The organism is Pseudoalteromonas sp. Cn5-37 (genome assembly GCF_021532495.1).
Classification (GTDB): Bacteria; Pseudomonadota; Gammaproteobacteria; order Enterobacterales; family Alteromonadaceae; genus Pseudoalteromonas; species Pseudoalteromonas simplex.
Window position 1 is genome coordinate 1 of the sequence record NZ_JAKGBA010000019.1, and the last position, 17,521, is coordinate 17,521.

The 17,521-nt window shown below is 41.3% G+C and carries 19 protein-coding genes and 1 rRNA gene; 10 read left to right on the forward strand and 10 right to left on the reverse strand.

The annotated features are described in order from the left end of the window. A 16S ribosomal RNA gene (locus tag L1266_RS16675) occupies positions 1-116 on the reverse strand; the annotation flags it as partial. Positions 117-652: 536 nt separating this feature from the next. Here L1266_RS16675 and L1266_RS16680 point away from each other — a divergent pair. Next, positions 653-1,186 carry a gamma carbonic anhydrase family protein gene (locus L1266_RS16680; protein WP_054554755.1) on the forward strand — a complete coding sequence of 178 codons (534 nt, stop codon included), beginning with the start codon at positions 653-655 and terminating at the stop codon, positions 1,184-1,186. Here L1266_RS16680 and L1266_RS16685 read toward each other — a convergent pair. Then, positions 1,183-1,437, reverse strand: coding sequence for a DUF1488 domain-containing protein (locus tag L1266_RS16685; RefSeq protein ID WP_054554756.1), 255 nt, complete (start codon positions 1,435-1,437; stop codon positions 1,183-1,185). The two genes, L1266_RS16680 and L1266_RS16685, sit on opposite strands and share 4 nt — an antisense overlap. Continuing rightward, a complete protein-coding gene (gene aroE, locus L1266_RS16690; protein ID WP_138617961.1) occupies positions 1,434-2,258 on the reverse strand; it encodes a shikimate dehydrogenase in 825 nt (274 codons plus the stop codon). The genes L1266_RS16685 and aroE overlap by 4 nt, the downstream gene beginning before the upstream one ends. A gap of 41 nt (positions 2,259-2,299) precedes the next feature. Here aroE and L1266_RS16695 point away from each other — a divergent pair, with 41 nt between their 5' ends. Then, positions 2,300-2,731 carry a group II truncated hemoglobin gene (locus tag L1266_RS16695; protein ID WP_054554758.1) on the forward strand — a complete coding sequence of 144 codons (432 nt, stop codon included), beginning with the start codon at positions 2,300-2,302 and terminating at the stop codon, positions 2,729-2,731. A 61-nt stretch (positions 2,732-2,792) separates the two neighbouring features. On the opposite strand, the gene L1266_RS16700 is transcribed toward L1266_RS16695, so the two are convergent. Further along, a complete protein-coding gene (locus tag L1266_RS16700; RefSeq protein WP_235377954.1) occupies positions 2,793-3,488 on the reverse strand; it encodes an NUDIX hydrolase in 696 nt (231 codons plus the stop codon). 149 nt (positions 3,489-3,637) lie between these two features. Between L1266_RS16700 and prs the strand changes: the two genes are divergently transcribed. From prs to L1266_RS16720, 4 genes are all read left to right on the forward strand, one after another. Beyond that, the gene (gene prs / locus L1266_RS16705) at positions 3,638-4,492 is read left to right on the forward strand and encodes a ribose-phosphate diphosphokinase (protein ID WP_235377955.1); all 855 of its coding nucleotides are present in this window, start codon (positions 3,638-3,640) and stop codon (positions 4,490-4,492) included. A gap of 10 nt (positions 4,493-4,502) precedes the next feature. Next, a complete protein-coding gene (locus tag L1266_RS16710) occupies positions 4,503-6,098 on the forward strand; it encodes a nicotinate phosphoribosyltransferase (protein ID WP_235377956.1) in 1,596 nt (531 codons plus the stop codon). Between the two features lie 128 nt (positions 6,099-6,226). Next, positions 6,227-7,822, forward strand: coding sequence for a methyl-accepting chemotaxis protein (locus tag L1266_RS16715; protein WP_054554762.1), 1,596 nt, complete (start codon positions 6,227-6,229; stop codon positions 7,820-7,822). A gap of 66 nt (positions 7,823-7,888) precedes the next feature. Continuing rightward, positions 7,889-8,341: a hypothetical protein gene (locus tag L1266_RS16720; RefSeq protein WP_235374141.1), complete on the forward strand. Its 453-nt coding sequence runs from the start codon at positions 7,889-7,891 to the stop codon at positions 8,339-8,341. Here L1266_RS16720 and hemF read toward each other — a convergent pair. From hemF to L1266_RS16750, 6 genes are all read right to left on the reverse strand, one after another. Then, on the reverse strand, positions 8,338-9,288 hold the full coding sequence (gene hemF / locus L1266_RS16725) for an oxygen-dependent coproporphyrinogen oxidase (protein ID WP_235377957.1): 951 nt from the start codon (positions 9,286-9,288) through the stop codon (positions 8,338-8,340). The two genes, L1266_RS16720 and hemF, sit on opposite strands and share 4 nt — an antisense overlap. A gap of 2 nt (positions 9,289-9,290) precedes the next feature. Further along, on the reverse strand, positions 9,291-9,857 hold the full coding sequence (locus L1266_RS16730) for an L-threonylcarbamoyladenylate synthase (protein WP_062564610.1): 567 nt from the start codon (positions 9,855-9,857) through the stop codon (positions 9,291-9,293). A 34-nt stretch (positions 9,858-9,891) separates the two neighbouring features. Then, positions 9,892-10,461 carry a DNA topoisomerase family protein gene (locus L1266_RS16735; RefSeq protein ID WP_235377958.1) on the reverse strand — a complete coding sequence of 190 codons (570 nt, stop codon included), beginning with the start codon at positions 10,459-10,461 and terminating at the stop codon, positions 9,892-9,894. 71 nt (positions 10,462-10,532) lie between these two features. Continuing rightward, entirely contained in the window at positions 10,533-11,006 is a 474-nt protein-coding gene (locus tag L1266_RS16740) for a DUF494 family protein (RefSeq protein ID WP_054554767.1), read from the reverse strand. Continuing rightward, positions 10,999-12,096 carry a DNA-processing protein DprA gene (dprA, locus tag L1266_RS16745; protein WP_054554768.1) on the reverse strand — a complete coding sequence of 366 codons (1,098 nt, stop codon included), beginning with the start codon at positions 12,094-12,096 and terminating at the stop codon, positions 10,999-11,001. The genes L1266_RS16740 and dprA overlap by 8 nt, the downstream gene beginning before the upstream one ends. Before the next feature lie 30 nt (positions 12,097-12,126). After that, positions 12,127-13,245: a LysM peptidoglycan-binding domain-containing protein gene (locus L1266_RS16750; RefSeq protein ID WP_054554769.1), complete on the reverse strand. Its 1,119-nt coding sequence runs from the start codon at positions 13,243-13,245 to the stop codon at positions 12,127-12,129. Between the two features lie 118 nt (positions 13,246-13,363). On the opposite strand from L1266_RS16750, the gene def reads away from it, so the two are divergent. Genes def through trkA form a run of 4 tightly spaced genes read left to right on the forward strand, consistent with a single transcriptional unit; the run spans position 13,364 to position 17,515 of the window. Next, positions 13,364-13,873, forward strand: coding sequence for a peptide deformylase (def, locus tag L1266_RS16755; protein WP_054554770.1), 510 nt, complete (start codon positions 13,364-13,366; stop codon positions 13,871-13,873). Between the two features lie 20 nt (positions 13,874-13,893). Then, the gene (gene fmt / locus L1266_RS16760; protein WP_054554771.1) at positions 13,894-14,847 is read left to right on the forward strand and encodes a methionyl-tRNA formyltransferase; all 954 of its coding nucleotides are present in this window, start codon (positions 13,894-13,896) and stop codon (positions 14,845-14,847) included. Then, positions 14,840-16,126: a 16S rRNA (cytosine(967)-C(5))-methyltransferase RsmB gene (gene rsmB / locus L1266_RS16765; protein ID WP_054554772.1), complete on the forward strand. Its 1,287-nt coding sequence runs from the start codon at positions 14,840-14,842 to the stop codon at positions 16,124-16,126. Before fmt ends, rsmB begins: the two co-directional genes overlap by 8 nt. Positions 16,127-16,138: 12 nt before the next feature. Next, positions 16,139-17,515 (forward strand): Trk system potassium transporter TrkA, encoded by a 1,377-nt coding sequence (gene trkA / locus L1266_RS16770; protein ID WP_054563775.1) that lies wholly within the window; start codon positions 16,139-16,141, stop codon positions 17,513-17,515. Positions 17,516-17,521: the final 6 nt, after the last annotated feature.

Consider the following 17,521-nt stretch of genomic DNA (forward strand, 5'->3'; position numbering starts at 1 on the left):
TCACCCGTCCGCCGCTCGTCAGCAGAGTAGCAAGCTACTCTCTGTTACCGCTCGACTTGCATGTGTTAGGCCTGCCGCCAGCGTTCAATCTGAGCCATGATCAAACTCTTCAATTAAAAGTTTTTTGAAACCGAAGATTCGTGCTCAATGAATTCTGTATAAATTGACTATATAGTCACTCATAAGAAATTGAGACTCTAAATTTGTTTGCTCCACTTAGTAAACTAAGCTTCGCTGTTAGAACTCAATCTGTACGAGTGCCCACACAGATGATTGCTTTATATTGTTAAAGAACGTTGCGACGTTGTCGCTAGGGATGCGTATAATACACCCTTAATTTTTCGAGTCAACACTTAATTTTAAACTTTCTTTTTAGACCGTTTTAAACCGAAGCTTTACTTAACTCTGTGTCACTTTGTTCAGCGCTTTTCATTGCTGCCCGCCGTGTCAGTGGGGTCGCATTATAGGGAGATGGATTTTTTACGCAAGCACTTTTTTCAATAAAATTTAAAAAAACGTACTGTTCGCTCAGCTTTTGAACTAAACACCCTAAAACTGGCTGTTTAGCAGTCAATTTAGCTCTGTTTTGGTGTATTTATTTGCTTCGCTGTTACACTAGACTGAGCGCATTTTAAAATTAAAAGGTGAATTTATGACTATCCGTTCTTATAAAGGGATCACTCCGACATACGATAATAGTGTTTATATTGATGAGTCATCGGTTTTAGTGGGTGATATTACGCTTGGTAAAGATTCAAGTGTATGGCCTCTTGTTGCTGCGCGAGGTGATGTTAACTATATACGTATTGGTGAACGTACGAATATTCAAGACGGCAGTGTTTTACATTTAACACGTGCCTCTCAGTCAAACCCCGATGGCTACCCTCTTATTATTGGTGATGATGTCACTGTTGGTCATAAAGTTATGCTACACGGCTGCCAACTTGGTAATCGTATACTTGTTGGGATGGGCGCAATTGTGATGGACAACGCAATTGTTGAAGATGATGTGATCATTGGTGGTGGTTCATTAGTACCACCTAACAAGCGTTTAGAGTCTGGTTACCTTTATGTCGGTAGCCCTGTTAAACAGGCTCGCCCTTTAACAGAGCAAGAGCGCGCCTTTTTAAATATCTCTGCTGATAATTATGTTCAGCTTAAAGATGAATACTTAGCTGAGGGCTAAAACACCTCGGTTAATTCGATTTGTCCTGCCGAGTTATACTGCTCATCTTCGATCAGCTGCTCGGCGAGCTCTTCGTAATCGAAACGATAAGATTCAAAGTAATTAACTGCACTGCTTTGATCTGCAAAATCATACTTGCTGGTATCAATAACACACTCCACCATAAAGCCACTAACTTGGGCAAAAAACACCAACTGCTTTTCTTCAGGCTTAAATTCGAGTCTGTCTATAAATTGGATAGCTTGATTCACGCAATTTCTCCTGCTTTAAGCGCGCTAACAACGGGGATGATTTCTGGCATTTTATTGCGCCATACAAAATAAGCCTGTGCCGCTTGACCAACAAGCATGCCACAACCATCGAGAGTTAAACATGTTGGGTTAATCGACTTAACCCAACATGTAAATGTCGTATCATCATTCGCGTAAAACATATCGTAAGCGCACTGACACTTAGCAACGCACTCTTTTGCTATACCAGGCAGCTCTCCCGTTACGCTACTTGAGGTTGAATTAATCACCACATCATAGTTGTTTGCTGGGATATCATTCAAAGCAAAGCCCTGCACATCAATTTCACCATTAAAATGACTCGCTAGCGCCTTTGCTTTTTCGGCGGTACGGTTGGCTATTGTTAAGCTTTCGATTTGCTCATTCAATAATGGCTGAATGACGCCTCGCGCCGCACCACCAGCGCCAATAAGAAGTACTCGCTGCCTTTTTAAGGTGACTTTATTGGCTAAAAGATCTTTAACAAGCCCTACACCATCGGTGTTATCCCCCAGCAGGCTACCATCTTCGAGTTGTTTAATCGTGTTTACTGCTCCGGCTATTTTCGCTTGCTCTGTAAGTTCATCGACCATGGCAAACGCTTGCTCTTTAAATGGCAAGGTGACATTAGCCCCTTTACCACCCGCAGCGAAAAACTCAGCGACAGTTTTTTCAAATGCATCTGTTGGTGCTAAAATGGCGCTGTATTGTATTTGCTCGTTTAATGATGCAGCAAATTGTGCGTGTATTGCGGGTGATTTCGAATGTTTTATTGGATTTCCAAAAACCGCGTATTTGTCCATAGTGAAGCAACCTCTTCGCCCTGTAGAGCTTTATTAATATTATGATTAAACGACTTTTTTCTAAATCGAAACCAACGCCTGAAACACCTACCCCAGAAAAAACACCTTACGAAATTATTGGCGGTGAAGCAGGAGCTCGAGCAATTGCAAATCGATTTTACGACATAATGGCCACAGATGAATACGCCAAACCATTATATGATATGCATCCTCAGCCTTTAGATAGAATTCGCCAAGTCTTCTTTGAATTTTTATCGGGCTGGCTGGGCGGCCCTGACCTATTCGTTGAAAAATATGGTCACCCAATGCTAAGAAAGCGTCACATGCCTTTCCCTATTGATCAAGACCTACGTGACCAATGGATGCATTGTATGAATAAAACGCTTGATATCGAGATTGATAACCCACTCCTGCGCGAAGGGTTAAGACAATCGTTATCGCAACTCGCCAGCCATATGATCAATCAGAACTAATATTAGTAATCATATTAGACAAGTAATTCTTAACGGGTATAAGAATTACTTGTCCATAAACTTAATAACTCAAGTTTCGCTCAAAGTTTACTATGTCCACATTAGGCTTGACCTTATAGAGGTGAGCCAAGCGACCTCCGGATTTTATTTTTTCATCCACTTTTTCTAAAATATCTGCTGCATCAATACGTCTAATAATAGTCTTACGCTGAACAGGTTTTCCTAAAATTGCTTCAAGTACTGACTTAAATTGCCCAATGGTGAAAAGTTCCGGTAAACAATAAATCGGAACCATAGAATATAGAGCTTTTTGTTTAAGCCTTTGCTGAGCGTGCTCAATTATGTGCTTATGATCAAAAGCAATTGGTAATATGTCTAGCTCCTCGATCGAAACCCATTTGGCATCATCAACTGTTTCGATATGTGTTGATGCTTCCACAGCTGATGTCAAAGCATAATATACCAAAGTAACACTATACCCACGGGGATCTCTGGCAAGGCCCGAGTATGTATGTAACTGTTCAAGATACTGAGGGGCAACATTAGTTTTTTCTTTTAATTTTCGCAATGCAGTCATATCAGCACTATGATCAATATCGATGTCTATAAACCCCCCTGGCAATGCCCAGCAACCTATATAAGGCTCACTGGCACGCTTAACCAATAGTACTTTCAGCTCTTTATCGATTACGGTAAATAACACACTATCAACTGTAAACAATGGATTTTTAAAATCAGAGTCTTTATTGCCGCTCATTCTTCACCTCTATTGATGTCGTAAGGACACATTAAATATAAAACACCCCTATTTCAAGACTTACTAATTTTATAAATAGTTATTGATTATAGCTGAGCCATCTGATAAGTTAATTGTGTCACTGAGACACAAAGATAAAGGGACTTGAAATGAATATATATAGTTATAACTCAACCGGTACTAAAACACTTATTCCTTTTGAATATTTCACTTTTTCAGGTGGTGAAGAGCATATAAGGCTCTCTCACGAGCTATTATCAGACAGCGTGAAAGTCGAGATTTTTGACCGATTGACTGACTCATCAAAAATAATGCGATTGATGATAGCTGTTGATTCTTTAAAAAGAGTCATATCGGCTTACACTCCTATTGAATTAGTTATCCCATACTTTCCATATGCGCGACAGGACAGAGTATGTGTTACTGGAGAAGCCTTCGGAGCGAGAGTTATGGCTAATTTTATAAATAACTTAGGCTTTTCAAAAGTGACCATTTGGGATGCACATAGTGACGTATCCCCCGCTTTATTAGATAGAGTTGAAAATATAGAACAAGTCACAATACTTCAAAAGTGTGCGAAGTTATCAAACTTGCTTGCGAATGGAGATATCACTCTCATATCTCCTGATGCAGGTGCTAGTAAAAAAACTCTGAAAATTTCACAACAATTTAACGGCATACCCGATATTATACAAGCTAATAAGGTAAGAAACTTAAAAACAGGCGAGATCACCAAAACTGAAATTCTTGGAAATGTAAAAGGGAAGCATGTTCTGATAGTAGATGACATTTGTGACGGCGGAAGAACCTTTGTTGAACTCGCAAAAGAGCTCAAAGCTGAAGGTTCACTAAGCATTACTTTATTTATTACGCACGGAATTTTTTCAAAAGGTCTTGAAGTTTTTAATGGACTAATTGAACACATCTATACAACTGACTCATTTAAACCTGCGCATGAGTTTATTGAGAACGAAAACATTAATTTACACATCATTGAGATGTAAGGAGTACATCATGGTTATATCAGCTGCAAGTATGCAAAAAGATGTTTATAAAGAGTTTCATAGTAGAGCTTACCACCCTGACGTTACAGAGGTTTATGCCAATTACACCTCCCGCAGCGGTAAGCTCAGTAATGTGATCGACAACGACAAAGTAGCTTTTGTTGGACTGCAATACTTTATCAAAAGTTACTTGCAAGCAGAGTGGAACGATTTCTTTAATCTTGATAAACAAACCGCAGTCTCTACCCATCAACGTATAATGACTTCAATGCTCGGGTATGAAGTAGATGTGAAGTATCTAGAGGACTTGCATGACCTTGGGTATTTACCACTAAAAATAAAAGCACTTCCAGAGGGCACATTGGTACCTTATTTAGTACCACCAATAACAATAGTAAATACAAAAGCAGGGTTTCAATGGCTAACAAATATGATTGAAACTGTTTTAAGTTGTGAGAACTGGCCTATTCAAACCAGTACAACTACTTCGGTAGCATATTTAAAAACATTTAAAGAGTTTGCCAATAAAACGGGGTTACCAAAAGAATTTGTCCCGTTTCAGGGCCACGACTTCAGCTTTAGAGGGATGTTTGGCAAACAAGCTGCAGCAATGAGTGGCTTCGGTCACTTAGCATCAGGCCTAGTGGGTACTGATACTATACCTGCGGTTCTTTTTGCTGAGAAGTATTATGGAGCAAACGTCGACAAAGAACTGGTTGGCTGTTCTGTTGATGCTACAGAACATTCAGTAACTTGCTCTTGGATCTTAGAAGGCGAAATCGAATTTTTTAAGTACCTTATGAAAGAGCAATCTCCCAAAGGTATTTTAAGTGTCGTATCTGATACATGGGACTTTTGGACTTTAGTGACTGATTATCTTCCACAATTAAAAGAAGAAATCATGGCACGTGAAGGGACACTCGTTATCCGCCCAGATTCAGGAGATCCAGTCAAAATTCTTACAGGATATAAAATATCACCTATCTCAGACTATAAAGAATTATTTCAATCACAAAATGATGCTGAACTTGCTGCTAAACAGCAAGGTTATGAAGCATATAGATATAATGGCGATTACTTTGGCATAGACAATAACTGCTCTTTTAAGTTGATGGAATGTGAAGTCAAAGGGCTCATTGAGTGTTTATGGGAAACCTTTGGCGGCACTTTAACTTCAAAAGGATATAAATTATTAGATGAACATATAGGTGCAATTTATGGCGACGCTATAACATTGACACGCCAACGAGATATTCTGCAAAGGCTAATGGATAAAGGTTTTGCATCTAAAGTTGTTTTAGGTATTGGCTCTTATAGCTACCAATACGTTACTCGGGACACACATGGGTCAGCTGTAAAAGCAACAAGTGTCGTTAAAAATGGACAAAGAATTGCTATTTTTAAGGATCCCAAAACAGACGCTAAGAAAAAGTCCTCAAAGGGGTTACTTAAAGTAGAGTTAGTTGATGGTGAGCTTACATTGTTCGATGATGTTTCAGAGCATGAAGAAAAGCAAGGTTTACTTCAGACCGTATACGAAGATGGCAAACTTTTAAAAGAGACAACCCTTAAAGAAATAAGAGCGTTAATTGCTGAGCAAATTTAGTCTAAAAACATTTTATACCCTATTCGATTTAGAGATTGGCAAACTAACGAAGCTTTGCGCTATATCAATGTACGCTTTTTCTAAATAAAGATAATAAATTTTCCTTAATTTAGAAAAAGCGTCGTCAAATGAAGTCTATCCAATTTAAAATTTATGCCTTGTTGGCACTGACAGGCGTATTGGTATTATTTGCCAGTATATTCAGCAGCGCTCAGCAACAGCATGAATTAGCGCAAGATACCGTTGAAAGTAACATTAAACTGCTTGCCGATAATTATTTTGATTCTATTAACACCATGATGCTAACTGGCACCATGGCTAATCGCGAAATTCTAAGTACTAAATTAAGAAGCCATCCTAATATTGCAGACGCCCATATCATTCGTAGTCCAATCGTTAATAAAATTTATGGGCCAGGAAATGCCAACCAAGTTGCAACTAACGATGCTGAACGAAAAGCACTAACAGGCACTGAAGCACTATTTATTGATAATCAAAATAGTACGATGACTTATCTTAAGCCTATGTTTGCTCGCAGTGATTATAAAGGAACAAACTGCTTAGGCTGCCATCAAGCACAAGAAGGCGATGTGTTAGGTGTAGTAAAAATTAGTTATTCGTTGGCTGATATTGAGCAAGAAGTATCGCAAAACACCTTAATGAACACGCTACTACTAGCGGCTATTTTCATTACTGCATTTTCACTACTGGCTGTGATGTTTAGAAAAATATTCATCAAACGCTTAAAAGTCATAAGCCACACCATGCACTTGGCAACCACCAATAAAGATTTAAGCCTCACGGTAAATGACAGTAATAATGACGAGCTTAGCTCTCTCGCCACCAGCTTTAATCACATGATAGGCGCGTTTAAAGATAATATTGCCCAAGTCTCTCATTCTTCTAAGGTATTGATCCACTCTGCCGAAAGCATTTATGCCTCAGCGGATACCACCGAGCAAGCGATCTTAAAGCAAAAGCAAGGGACAGATTCGGTCGCTGCCGCCATCAACGAATTAGAAAGCTCATCAAGCGAAGTAAAAAACACCACCCATTTTGCGTCTGAGAAGTCTGAGCACAGTAATCAACTTGCGCAGCAAAGCTTACATGTTGCTGAGCACACTGAGCAAAGTATTAATCAACTTGCGGCAGATGTTAGAGCGGCAGCTGAGCAAGTAAGTCAACTACAAACGCAAACGTTAGACGTTGGTAAAGTACTCGAGGTGATCAGTAGCATTGCCGAGCAAACTAACTTACTTGCACTTAATGCTGCCATTGAGGCCGCTCGTGCTGGTGAAGCTGGCCGAGGCTTTGCTGTGGTAGCCGATGAAGTACGTACTTTAGCAACCCGTACCCATGACTCAACCGACGAAATTCGCCGCACTATCGATAAACTACAAGCTGAAGCAGCACAAACCGTTAATACCATGAATAACTCTTGCGAAGAAGCAGACGAAAGAGCAGTTCAAGTTAAGCAAGTTGCTAAAGCTCTACGTGATATTTCTTCGCAGATGAGCGAAATAAATCAACTTAACGTGCAAATCGCTGATGCCACTGAACAGCAAAATCTAGCAGCTGAAGAAATTAACCAAAGCGTTATAGCAATTAGTGACAATGCCGAGCACTCATTGGTTGATGCCCATGAAAACCAAAAAGTCAGTGAAGAGCTGTTGTCGTTAGCACGGTCACTGGATGAACAAGTAAGACGCTTCAAATTAAGCTAAATTGCGCGCTTTTCGTGCAACTGCTAGAGTTGTTATATACATTTCATAGTAAATAAGGATGTTTAAATGAAATTTATAACAACTCTTTTAGTCTGCATTGGGATTATTGCAGCGCTATTATTTACCTATCAGCACAGCGTGAATGATACTGCTGATCAACTAAGCACGATTGATCAATATATTTATCAGGATGATATTCAACAGATTGCTCAATCTCTTATCAGTCAAGATAAAACCTCACAGAGCGATAAACATGAACAAAGCATTGTTGATGGTTTTGATAAGCTTATTCAGCACCCTGAATATTTTGAGGTGAAACTTGATTTCTATGCCTGTGATATTAGTCAATGCTTAACACAGGTTAATGCCCCCATTGATACACCATCTGATAAGTTAGAGATATTAAAAGCAGAAGTGCTATTTAGTGTCTTGGCAGAGCTGCCTAACAGTGACAGTGTCGCCACCCTCGTTGAGGGTGACAACACAATGTTGATTAGAGTGGTTTCAATACTTGATTAAAGCTGCCACTGACGTGCAACTAAATCTGATTCTTTGCTGTTTAACCAATCTTGCGGACGTAAATAGTACTGATACAGCTTAGCTTCTGGGCTATCTGCAGCAGGTACATAGTTATACTCCCAACGTGCTAATGGTGGCATCGACATCAAAATTGACTCAGTACGTCCGCCGGTTTGTAAGCCAAATAATGTACCGCGGTCCCAAACAAGATTAAATTCAACATAACGACCACGACGATACAGTTGGAAATCGCGTTGCTGTTCGGTTGTCGGCGTGTCTTTACGGCGCTCAATAATAGGAAGGTAAGCATCTAAATAGCCATTTCCTACCGCCTGCATAAAGGCAAAGCTTTGTTCAAAGCCGAGCTCATTTAAATCATCAAAGAATAAGCCACCAACACCACGTGTTTCGCTACGGTGTTTTAGATAAAAGTAATCATCACACCAGTTTTTATATTTGTCGTAAACTGCTGCACCGAATGGCTGACATAAATCGCTTGCCACTTGATGCCAATGTTGTACATCTTCAAATACAGGGTAATAAGGTGTTAAATCAAAACCACCGCCAAACCACCAAATTGGATCTTCACCTTCTTTTTCGGCAATGAAGAAACGCACATTGGCGTGACTCGTTGGAATATGTGGATTATTAGGATGGATCACTAATGACACACCACATGCATGAAAACTACGACCTGCGAGCTCTGGACGATGCGCTGTTGCAGATGCTGGCATTGACGCGCCAAAAACATGCGAGTAGTTTACCCCCCCCTGTTCGATGACATTACCACCTTGGATAACACGAGTACGACCACCGCCGCCTTCTGCACGTTGCCAATTATCTTCAACAAATTTTGCTTTGCCATCGGCACTCTCAAGACCCTGACAAATTGTATCTTGTAAGGCCATTAAATAGGTTTTAACTTGTTCGAGTAGCTCGCTTTGCATGTTTATCCTCTAAATACTTTGCCGGTCGCAGCGTCTTTGATCACACTTGGTTGGCTGTTGCCTCCTAACGGCTCATCAACATAAAAATCTACCGTGTCAGCAAATTCGCTTTTCGCTTGTGCGATAGTCATTACCGTTTCTTGACCGGTTAAGTTTGCACTTGTTGAAACTAACGGCTTACCAAATTGCTGACACAGGGCTTTTACTGTTGGGTGATCAGTTACACGCACAGCAATAGTATCAAATTGACCCGTTAACCACTTTGGCGTTTCTTTTGCTGCCGGCATCACCCAAGTGATAGCACCTGGCCATTGTGAAAAGATATCAGCACGTTTATCCATGGGGATTTTGGCATCATCTACATACTTTAATAACTGGCCATAATTGTCAGCAATTAAAATTAAGCCTTTTTCTACAGGGCGTTGTTTGATGGCTAAAAGCTTTTCAACCGCAGCTTGGTTATCAGGATCGCAACCAAGACCAAAAACAGCTTCGGTTGGGTAAACAATCACACCGCCTTGCTGCAAAGCGTCAATTGCATTGGCTGGTTGTGCAACAGGATCAGACAAAGAAACTCTCCTAAATAAACAAATTACAAGTGCATTAAGATTCGACTAACTTATGCATACACGACTTCTGCGGGCATTGTAACACAACACCTGAGGCAGTTTTCTTTTCGGTCATAATTGGCCACTGACAGGCAGGACACTCGGTCGCCACAGGTTTATGATTAAGCGTATATTTACAGCGCGGATAGCCATCACAAGAATAAAAGGTTTTGCCAAACTTATTAATACGCGCAACCAGCTGGCCTTTTTTGCATTTTGGGCAAGCAGGTAATTGAGGGGCACCGTCAGGCTCTTCATCATGTGCAATATAGTGGCACTCGGGATAGCCCGTACACCCAATAAACATGCCGTAGCGGCCATTTTTAATTACCAATGGCTTGCCACATTCTGGGCAGGCACTGTCTTCGAGTACTTTTATTTGTTGGCTATCGTGATGAGCTAATGGGCGGATGTAGTCACATTTAGGGTAACTGGCACAGCCTAAAAATGGCCCTGACTTTGAGTTGCGCATAACCAATTCAGAACCGCATTTAGGGCAAACCTCATACTCTTTTTCGAGTGCATGTTTATCTGCAGAAAAAAGAGAATGGTCGATTTTACTCATAAGATTCCTGTGGGGTTGGCTAATTTTCGCCTAATATACCCAAACTCAACAAAGATACAAGCAAAGTCGAATTAATGTAATACATCGGTTGGTTCGTCAAATATTAAGTCTTCCATTTGTGCGTAAGCTTGCTCTGATCCAGGTACATTAAATAACACCATCAGCACTACCCACTTTAGATCTTCCAAAGAAATAAATGGTTTATCTAAAGCGCAAAGCCTATCTATCACCATTTCGCGGGTTACGGTGTTAATCACACCAATTTGCTCAATAAACATTAAAAAGCCGCGACACTCAACACTTAACATTTGGCACTCACTATCTGTGTAAATACGCATAGCATGTTGTGGTTGGGCATTAAGGTACGGGTAGATATCGCTTTGTTGTAAGTCTGCAAGTTGCTCTAGCCAATCAAGGGCTTTGTAGATTTCAGGTTTATTGAAGCCAGCACGAACTAACTCATCGGTAAGTTCGTTCTCTTCAGTAAAGATTTCAGCTTCACTATGGATATAGTTTTCAAAAAGATACATGAGGATGTCAAACATGTTTATGTCCTCCCAGTCTTATATAACCATCTAGTACTCGTTCGATTTTATCTGCGAGCTCTAGGTCGAGTAACCGAGCTTGTACTTCGTCTACAGGTAATTGGCTGCGCTGTGTTATTTGATCAACACTTGTTACCTCATACCCTATACTTTTGAACACTGGGCAGTCGGGTTCATCTGCTATGGGCTGTTCTATACTATATAGACTGTTTTCACAGAAAAAGCTCACTTCATCAAGAATATCACTAATATTTTCTGTCAATTTAGCGCCTTGCTTAATTAAAAAATGACTCGCCTCTGAAAGTGGGCTTTTTATAGAACCCGGCACTGCAAACACTTCTTTATTCTGCTCAAGTGCATAGCGTACGGTAACCAAAGAGCCACTTTTAATCTGCGCTTCTACAATCAACACACCTAATGATAATCCAGAGATAATACGGTTTCGGCGCGGAAAATTAGCGGCATTAGCAGCAGTGCCTGGTAAGAACTCAGAAACCAATAAACCCCGCTCTGCAACTTGTTTAATGAGCAAACTATGGCGTTTGGGATAGGCAATATCGATACCCGTACCAAGTACAGCAATGGTGTTTCCTGTTCCTGCTAATGCACCTTTATGGGCTGCGCCATCAATGCCCAAAGCCATACCAGATGTCACCGTCATGCCAACAGAAGATAATTGATGAGCAAATTCAGCGGCTATTTCAAGCCCTGTTGGTGTGGCATTACGGCTACCGACAATTGCTATTTGTGGTGACCGTAATAGCTCAGTGTTACCTAAACAAAATAATAAGATAGGTGCACTGGCTATTTGTTTGAGTAAGGGCGGATAGTTGCTATCAAAATAACTGATCACTTTGATTTTAAGCGTTGATATCTGCTCTTGATAGTGGGCGACTAATTGCCAATCGGTATTAACTAAGTTATCGGCTTGGCTTTGTGATAAGCCCAGCTGCTGAAGCTCTAAACTAGATAACTTAAATAGCTCATCCAGTGGCTGCTTTTGACTTAATGCAATAAGGCTTTTTATCCCAAGCCCTTTACATAAATAAAAGGCAAGCCAATGGGATAGCTTGCCTGAAACCTGTGCCATGCTCCCTCCTTAGAGCGCCCAAATTGTGAGTTAGTTTATAACTGCATAATCTCCAACTCGGATCGGGTGCTGATTTTTCACAATCAATGCGTAGCTAACGTTGTCATATACCTTAAACACCATTAGTTCACCGACTTTTTCCTTTGGCATATGCCATACACTACTGTCTTCGTCACTTTCGATACCGAACAGCTCATTTGCGTCAGTCATGAATTTCTCAAGGCTGTTAGAGTCTTCGCGGTAGCGAGGACCATTGCGGCCGTCATACACTTCTGGTGATTGACGTTGAATATCGAGGACGAAACCCGGTTTCACTTGGTCCGAGCCTAAGTTTAGTACAACAATATCCATGGTACTAAATTCACGCATTTCATTAGCTGACGCGATTATCGTGCCATCTAAAGCCGTGTCTGGACGTTTCATTGTGAAATAGGCAGGCAACATCTGCCCTTCCATTGCTGGCATTAAAAAGTCATGCGGCTTAATTTCTTGTTTTACTAGCTCAACCTTAACTGAGGCAGGAACGCCATTTGCTACATCACCGCTTCTAAATGAGCGAACAATCGCCACAAGCTCAGCTTTATTCGCCAATACTTCATTGGTCTTTGGATCAACAAGGTCATTTCCTTTTCGATAAACCCCATACGCTTCATTTAAATGCAGGTCACCTTTAACATAGAGTGTATGCCCCAAGGTGTTCATTTTAGTATTAACACTAGCGCCTAAAATATAGGGTTTATCAGCAATAATTTCGGCACTAATCGCTTGCTCATAGCTTAAATATGGGCGTAATAATTCCAATGGTAAGGTAGGCACTGCATTTTTGCCTTTTGGAGTGATTCGCCCTTCTGGAGAGAGTTTTTTATAACGCGCATTTTTAACTAAACGAGGATTTCCGTCTTTATCGTAAATTAAAGTGAGCGCATCACCCGGGTATATTAAATGTGGATTCGCAATTTGTGGATTCATTTGCCATAAGTCAGGCCATTGCCAAGGCTCATCTAAATACACACCAGAAATATCCCAAAGTGTGTCGCCCTTTTTTACAACGTATTGTTTTGGCGCATCTTTTTTTATTGTTAACACATCAGCAATTGCAGGAAAAGCACTGCTAAAGGCTAGCAAAGCCGCAACTAGTGGGTATCTCATTTGGCTTCCTTGTGTTGTTTTTCGATTATTATCAACCAAAACCTGTTAAAGGTGAACACGAATGGCTAAAATAAGAGCATACAATACCCTAAATGAATCACAAGTGTAAAAGGTAACTATGGCTAGGTTAGAAGTTTTAAGATTTCCGGATGAGCGTTTACGTACAATCGCGAAAGAAGTGCCAGAAGTAAACGATGAAGTTCGTCAAATCGTCAAAGACATGCTTGAAACTATGTATGACGAAAACGGTATCGGCTTAGCAGCAACGCAAGTAGATATCCACCAGCGCATTGTGGTGATCGATGTATCTGAAGAGCGCGACCAACCGTTAGTGTTAATCAACCCAGAAATCACCAAAAAAGATGGTTCAACGGTGAGTGAAGAAGGCTGTTTATCAGTTCCTTATTCATATGCAAAAGTTGACCGCGCAGAAACAGTCACTGTTAAAGCGCTTAATGAAAATGGTGAAGAATTCAGCCTAGACGCTGACGAGCTATTAGCGATTTGTATTCAGCATGAGCTTGATCACCTTAAAGGCACTCTATTTATTGATTATCTATCACCTTTAAAGCGCCAACGAATCCGTAAAAAGCTTGAGAAAGAAGCTAAGCTGGCAGCTAAATCATAAGTTAATCAATAGGAATATCTGTGACACAACCATTACGCATTATTTTTGCTGGTACGCCGGATTTTGCTGCGCGCCATTTACAAGCACTGATTGACTCAGAGCACGACATTGTTGGTGTATATAGCCAACCAGATCGCCCAGCGGGCCGAGGTAAAAAGCTAAAAGCCAGTGAAGTTAAAGAGCTGGCGCTTGCTCATGATTTACCTGTATTTCAACCGCAATCACTCAAATCAGATGAAGCGCTTGCAGAGCTTACCAGCCTGAACGCCGATATTATGATTGTAGTGGCGTACGGCTTACTGTTACCAAAAGCGATTTTAGATGCACCGCGCTTAGGCTGCTTAAACGTGCATGGCTCTATTTTACCGCGCTGGCGTGGTGCTGCACCGATCCAACGTGCTATTTGGGCTGGTGACAATGAAACCGGTGTAACAATAATGCAAATGGATGAAGGCTTAGATACAGGCGACATGCTGCATATCAGCCGTTGCCCAATTGATAGCACAGAAACCAGTAGCTCTTTATACGATAAATTAGCTGCATTGGGTCCTGATGCACTGATCAGTACAATCAACCGTCTTGCTGCAGGTGAAATCACTCCAGAAAAGCAAGATGACGCACAAGCTAATTACGCTAAAAAGTTATCAAAAGACGAAGCCAATATTGATTGGTCAATGGATGCTGCGCAAATTGAGCGTAATATCCGCGCCTTTAATCCATGGCCTGTTTGTTTTACCGAAATGGCAGGACAAACAGTAAAAATTTGGCAAGCCGAAGTTGTATCGCAAACTGCACAAGCCGGTAAAATCATTGCTGCTGATAAGCAAGGTATTACTGTTGGCTGTGGGCAAGATGCACTTAAAATCACCCTTCTTCAACCGCAAGGTAAAAAACCAATGGCTGTTACTGACTTTTTAAATGGTCGCAGTGATTGGGTCGAGCCTGGCTCAGTATTAGGTCAAAGCAATGAGTAATGTAAGAGCACTTGCTGCTGAAACCCTTTACAACGTAGTCGATAAAGGCGCGTCGCTTAATCAAGAGCTACCTTTTGCAAGCCAGGGTTTATCGCCGAAAGATAAAGCTTTACTACAACAAATTTGCTACGGTGTGCTGCGCTATTTACCTAGCCTAGAAAATTATTGCCAGCAACTTTTAGATCAACCACTAAAAGGTAAGCGCCGTATTTTCCAGTTCTTGTTGTATGTGGGTATTTACCAACTTCAACATATGCGTGTACCACCTCATGCAGCAATCAGCGAAACGGTTAATGCGCTTCAGCAAATGCGCGCACTGGGTTTAAAAGGTCTGATTAACGCGATTTTACGCAGTTTCCAACGTGAGCAAGCTGAGCTTGAAGAAAAAGCAAAGCAAATTCCTGTTTGCAAATTTAACCACCCAGGTTGGTTTATCAAACAAGTTACTGCAGCTTATCCTGATAACTGGCAAGAAATTCTTGAAGCGAATCAGTTGCAAGCACCTATGTGGTTACGTGTAAACCAAGCGCAGTACAGCACCCAAGAATACAGCGAGATGCTTAAAGCAAATGATATTGAGCATACCCTTAATGCTGATTTTCCTGATGGTATTAAACTAGCTAAACCGTGTGATGTATACGCATTACCAGAGTTTGATACCGGTGCCTGCTCAGTTCAAGATGCAGCGGCACAATTAGCAGCACGCTTTTTAGATCCACAAAATGATGATGTCATTTTAGATGCGTGTGCAGCGCCAGGTGGTAAAACGTGCCATATCCTAGAACTTGCCGACGCTGACGTATTAGCACTAGATAGCGACAGCGAGCGTCTAGAACGTGTTAAACAAAACTTAGTGCGTATTGGCTTAGCTGCCGATCTACAATGTGCCGATGCTTCACAACCCCATATCTGGTGGGATGAACAGCAATTCGACCGTATTTTGCTTGATGTGCCTTGTTCAGCAACTGGCGTGATCCGTCGTCACCCTGATATTAAGTGGTTACGTCGTGCATCTGATATTGAAGATCTAGCTAACTTACAAGGCGATATCCTAAATAGCATTTGGCCTCTACTTAAGCCTGGTGGTACGCTAGTGTATGCGACCTGCTCTGTATTACCGCAAGAGAACCAACAACAAGTTGCTAAGTTCCTTGCCAATAATCAAAGTGCTGAACACATACCTTTGCATGAAAACGACACCCCTACTTTACCTGGTCTGCAATTACTGCCTGGTGAAAGTGACGGTTTCTATTACGCAAAGCTAGTTAAAAAACACTAATAAGAACAAGCTATGAAAATAATCATACTCGGTGCCGGACAAGTTGGTGGCACATTGGCAGAAAACCTCGTAGGTGAGCAAAATGAGATCACCGTTGTCGATATCGACGGTAACCGTTTGCGAGAGCTACAAGATAAGTACGACTTACAAGGTGTTACCGGTCACAGTGCGCATCCCGATGTATTGCGTCGCGCAGGCGCAGAAGACGCCGATATGATTATTGCCGTAACCAGTTCAGATGAAGTGAACATGGTTGCTTGCCAAGTTGCTTATAGTATTTTTAACACACCAACCAAAATTGCCCGTATTCGCTCAGAGCAATACTTAAAGTACCGTGAAAAGCTATTTCATAATGACGACTTACCTGTTGATCACTACATTGCTCCTGAAGCGCTGGTAACTAAGTATATTCGTCGCTTAATCGACTATCCGGGTGCTTTACAGGTATTACAATTTGCCGATGGCATGTTATCGCTGGTTGCGGTGAAAGCCTATTACGGTGGTTTGCTGGTGGGTTATGCACTTTCAGCCTTGAAAGAGCACATCCCGAATGTCGAAACCCGGGTAGCGGCTATTTATCGTCAAGGTAAAGCGATTAAACCACTTGGCACAACCGTTATCGAAGCGGACGATGAAGTGTTCTTTATCGCTGCAACAAAGCATATTCGCGCAGTCATGAATGAACTTCAAAAGCTCGAACGTTCATACAAAAAGATCATGATCGCCGGTGGTGGTAATATCGGTGCGGGCCTTGCGCGTTCACTTGAGAAAAACCACAGCGTTAAGCTGCTTGAGCGCAATAAAGAGCGTGCAGCACAGCTTTCTGAAATGCTTGATAACACCGTCGTATTTTGTGGCGATGCCTCTGATCAAGAACTGTTATCTGAAGAACATATTGAACAAGTAGATGTTTTCATTGCTGTTACCAATGATGATGAAGCAAACATTATGTCTGCGATGCTGGCAAAGCGTATGGGCGCACAAAAAACCATGGTGCTTATTCAGCGTGGCGCATATGTTGACCTAGTACAAGGTGGTGAAATTGATATTGCTATTTCACCTCAGCAAGCCACTATCTCGGCGCTGTTAACACACGTACGTCGTGGTGACATTGTTAACGTTTATTCGTTACGTAAGGGTGCTGCGGAAGCCATTGAAGCTGTTGCTCATGGTGATGAGCATACTTCTAAAGTTGTTGGCCGAGCAATTGCTGATATTAAGCTACCAGCTGGAACAACCATTGGTGCAATTGTACGTAACGATGATGTGCTGATTGCCCATGACGATACCGTTATTCAGTCTGGCGACCACGTTATCATGTTCTTGATTGATAAAAAGCACATTACGGTTGTTGAAAAGCTATTCCAAGTAAGTGCTATCTTCTTGTAAACGAAC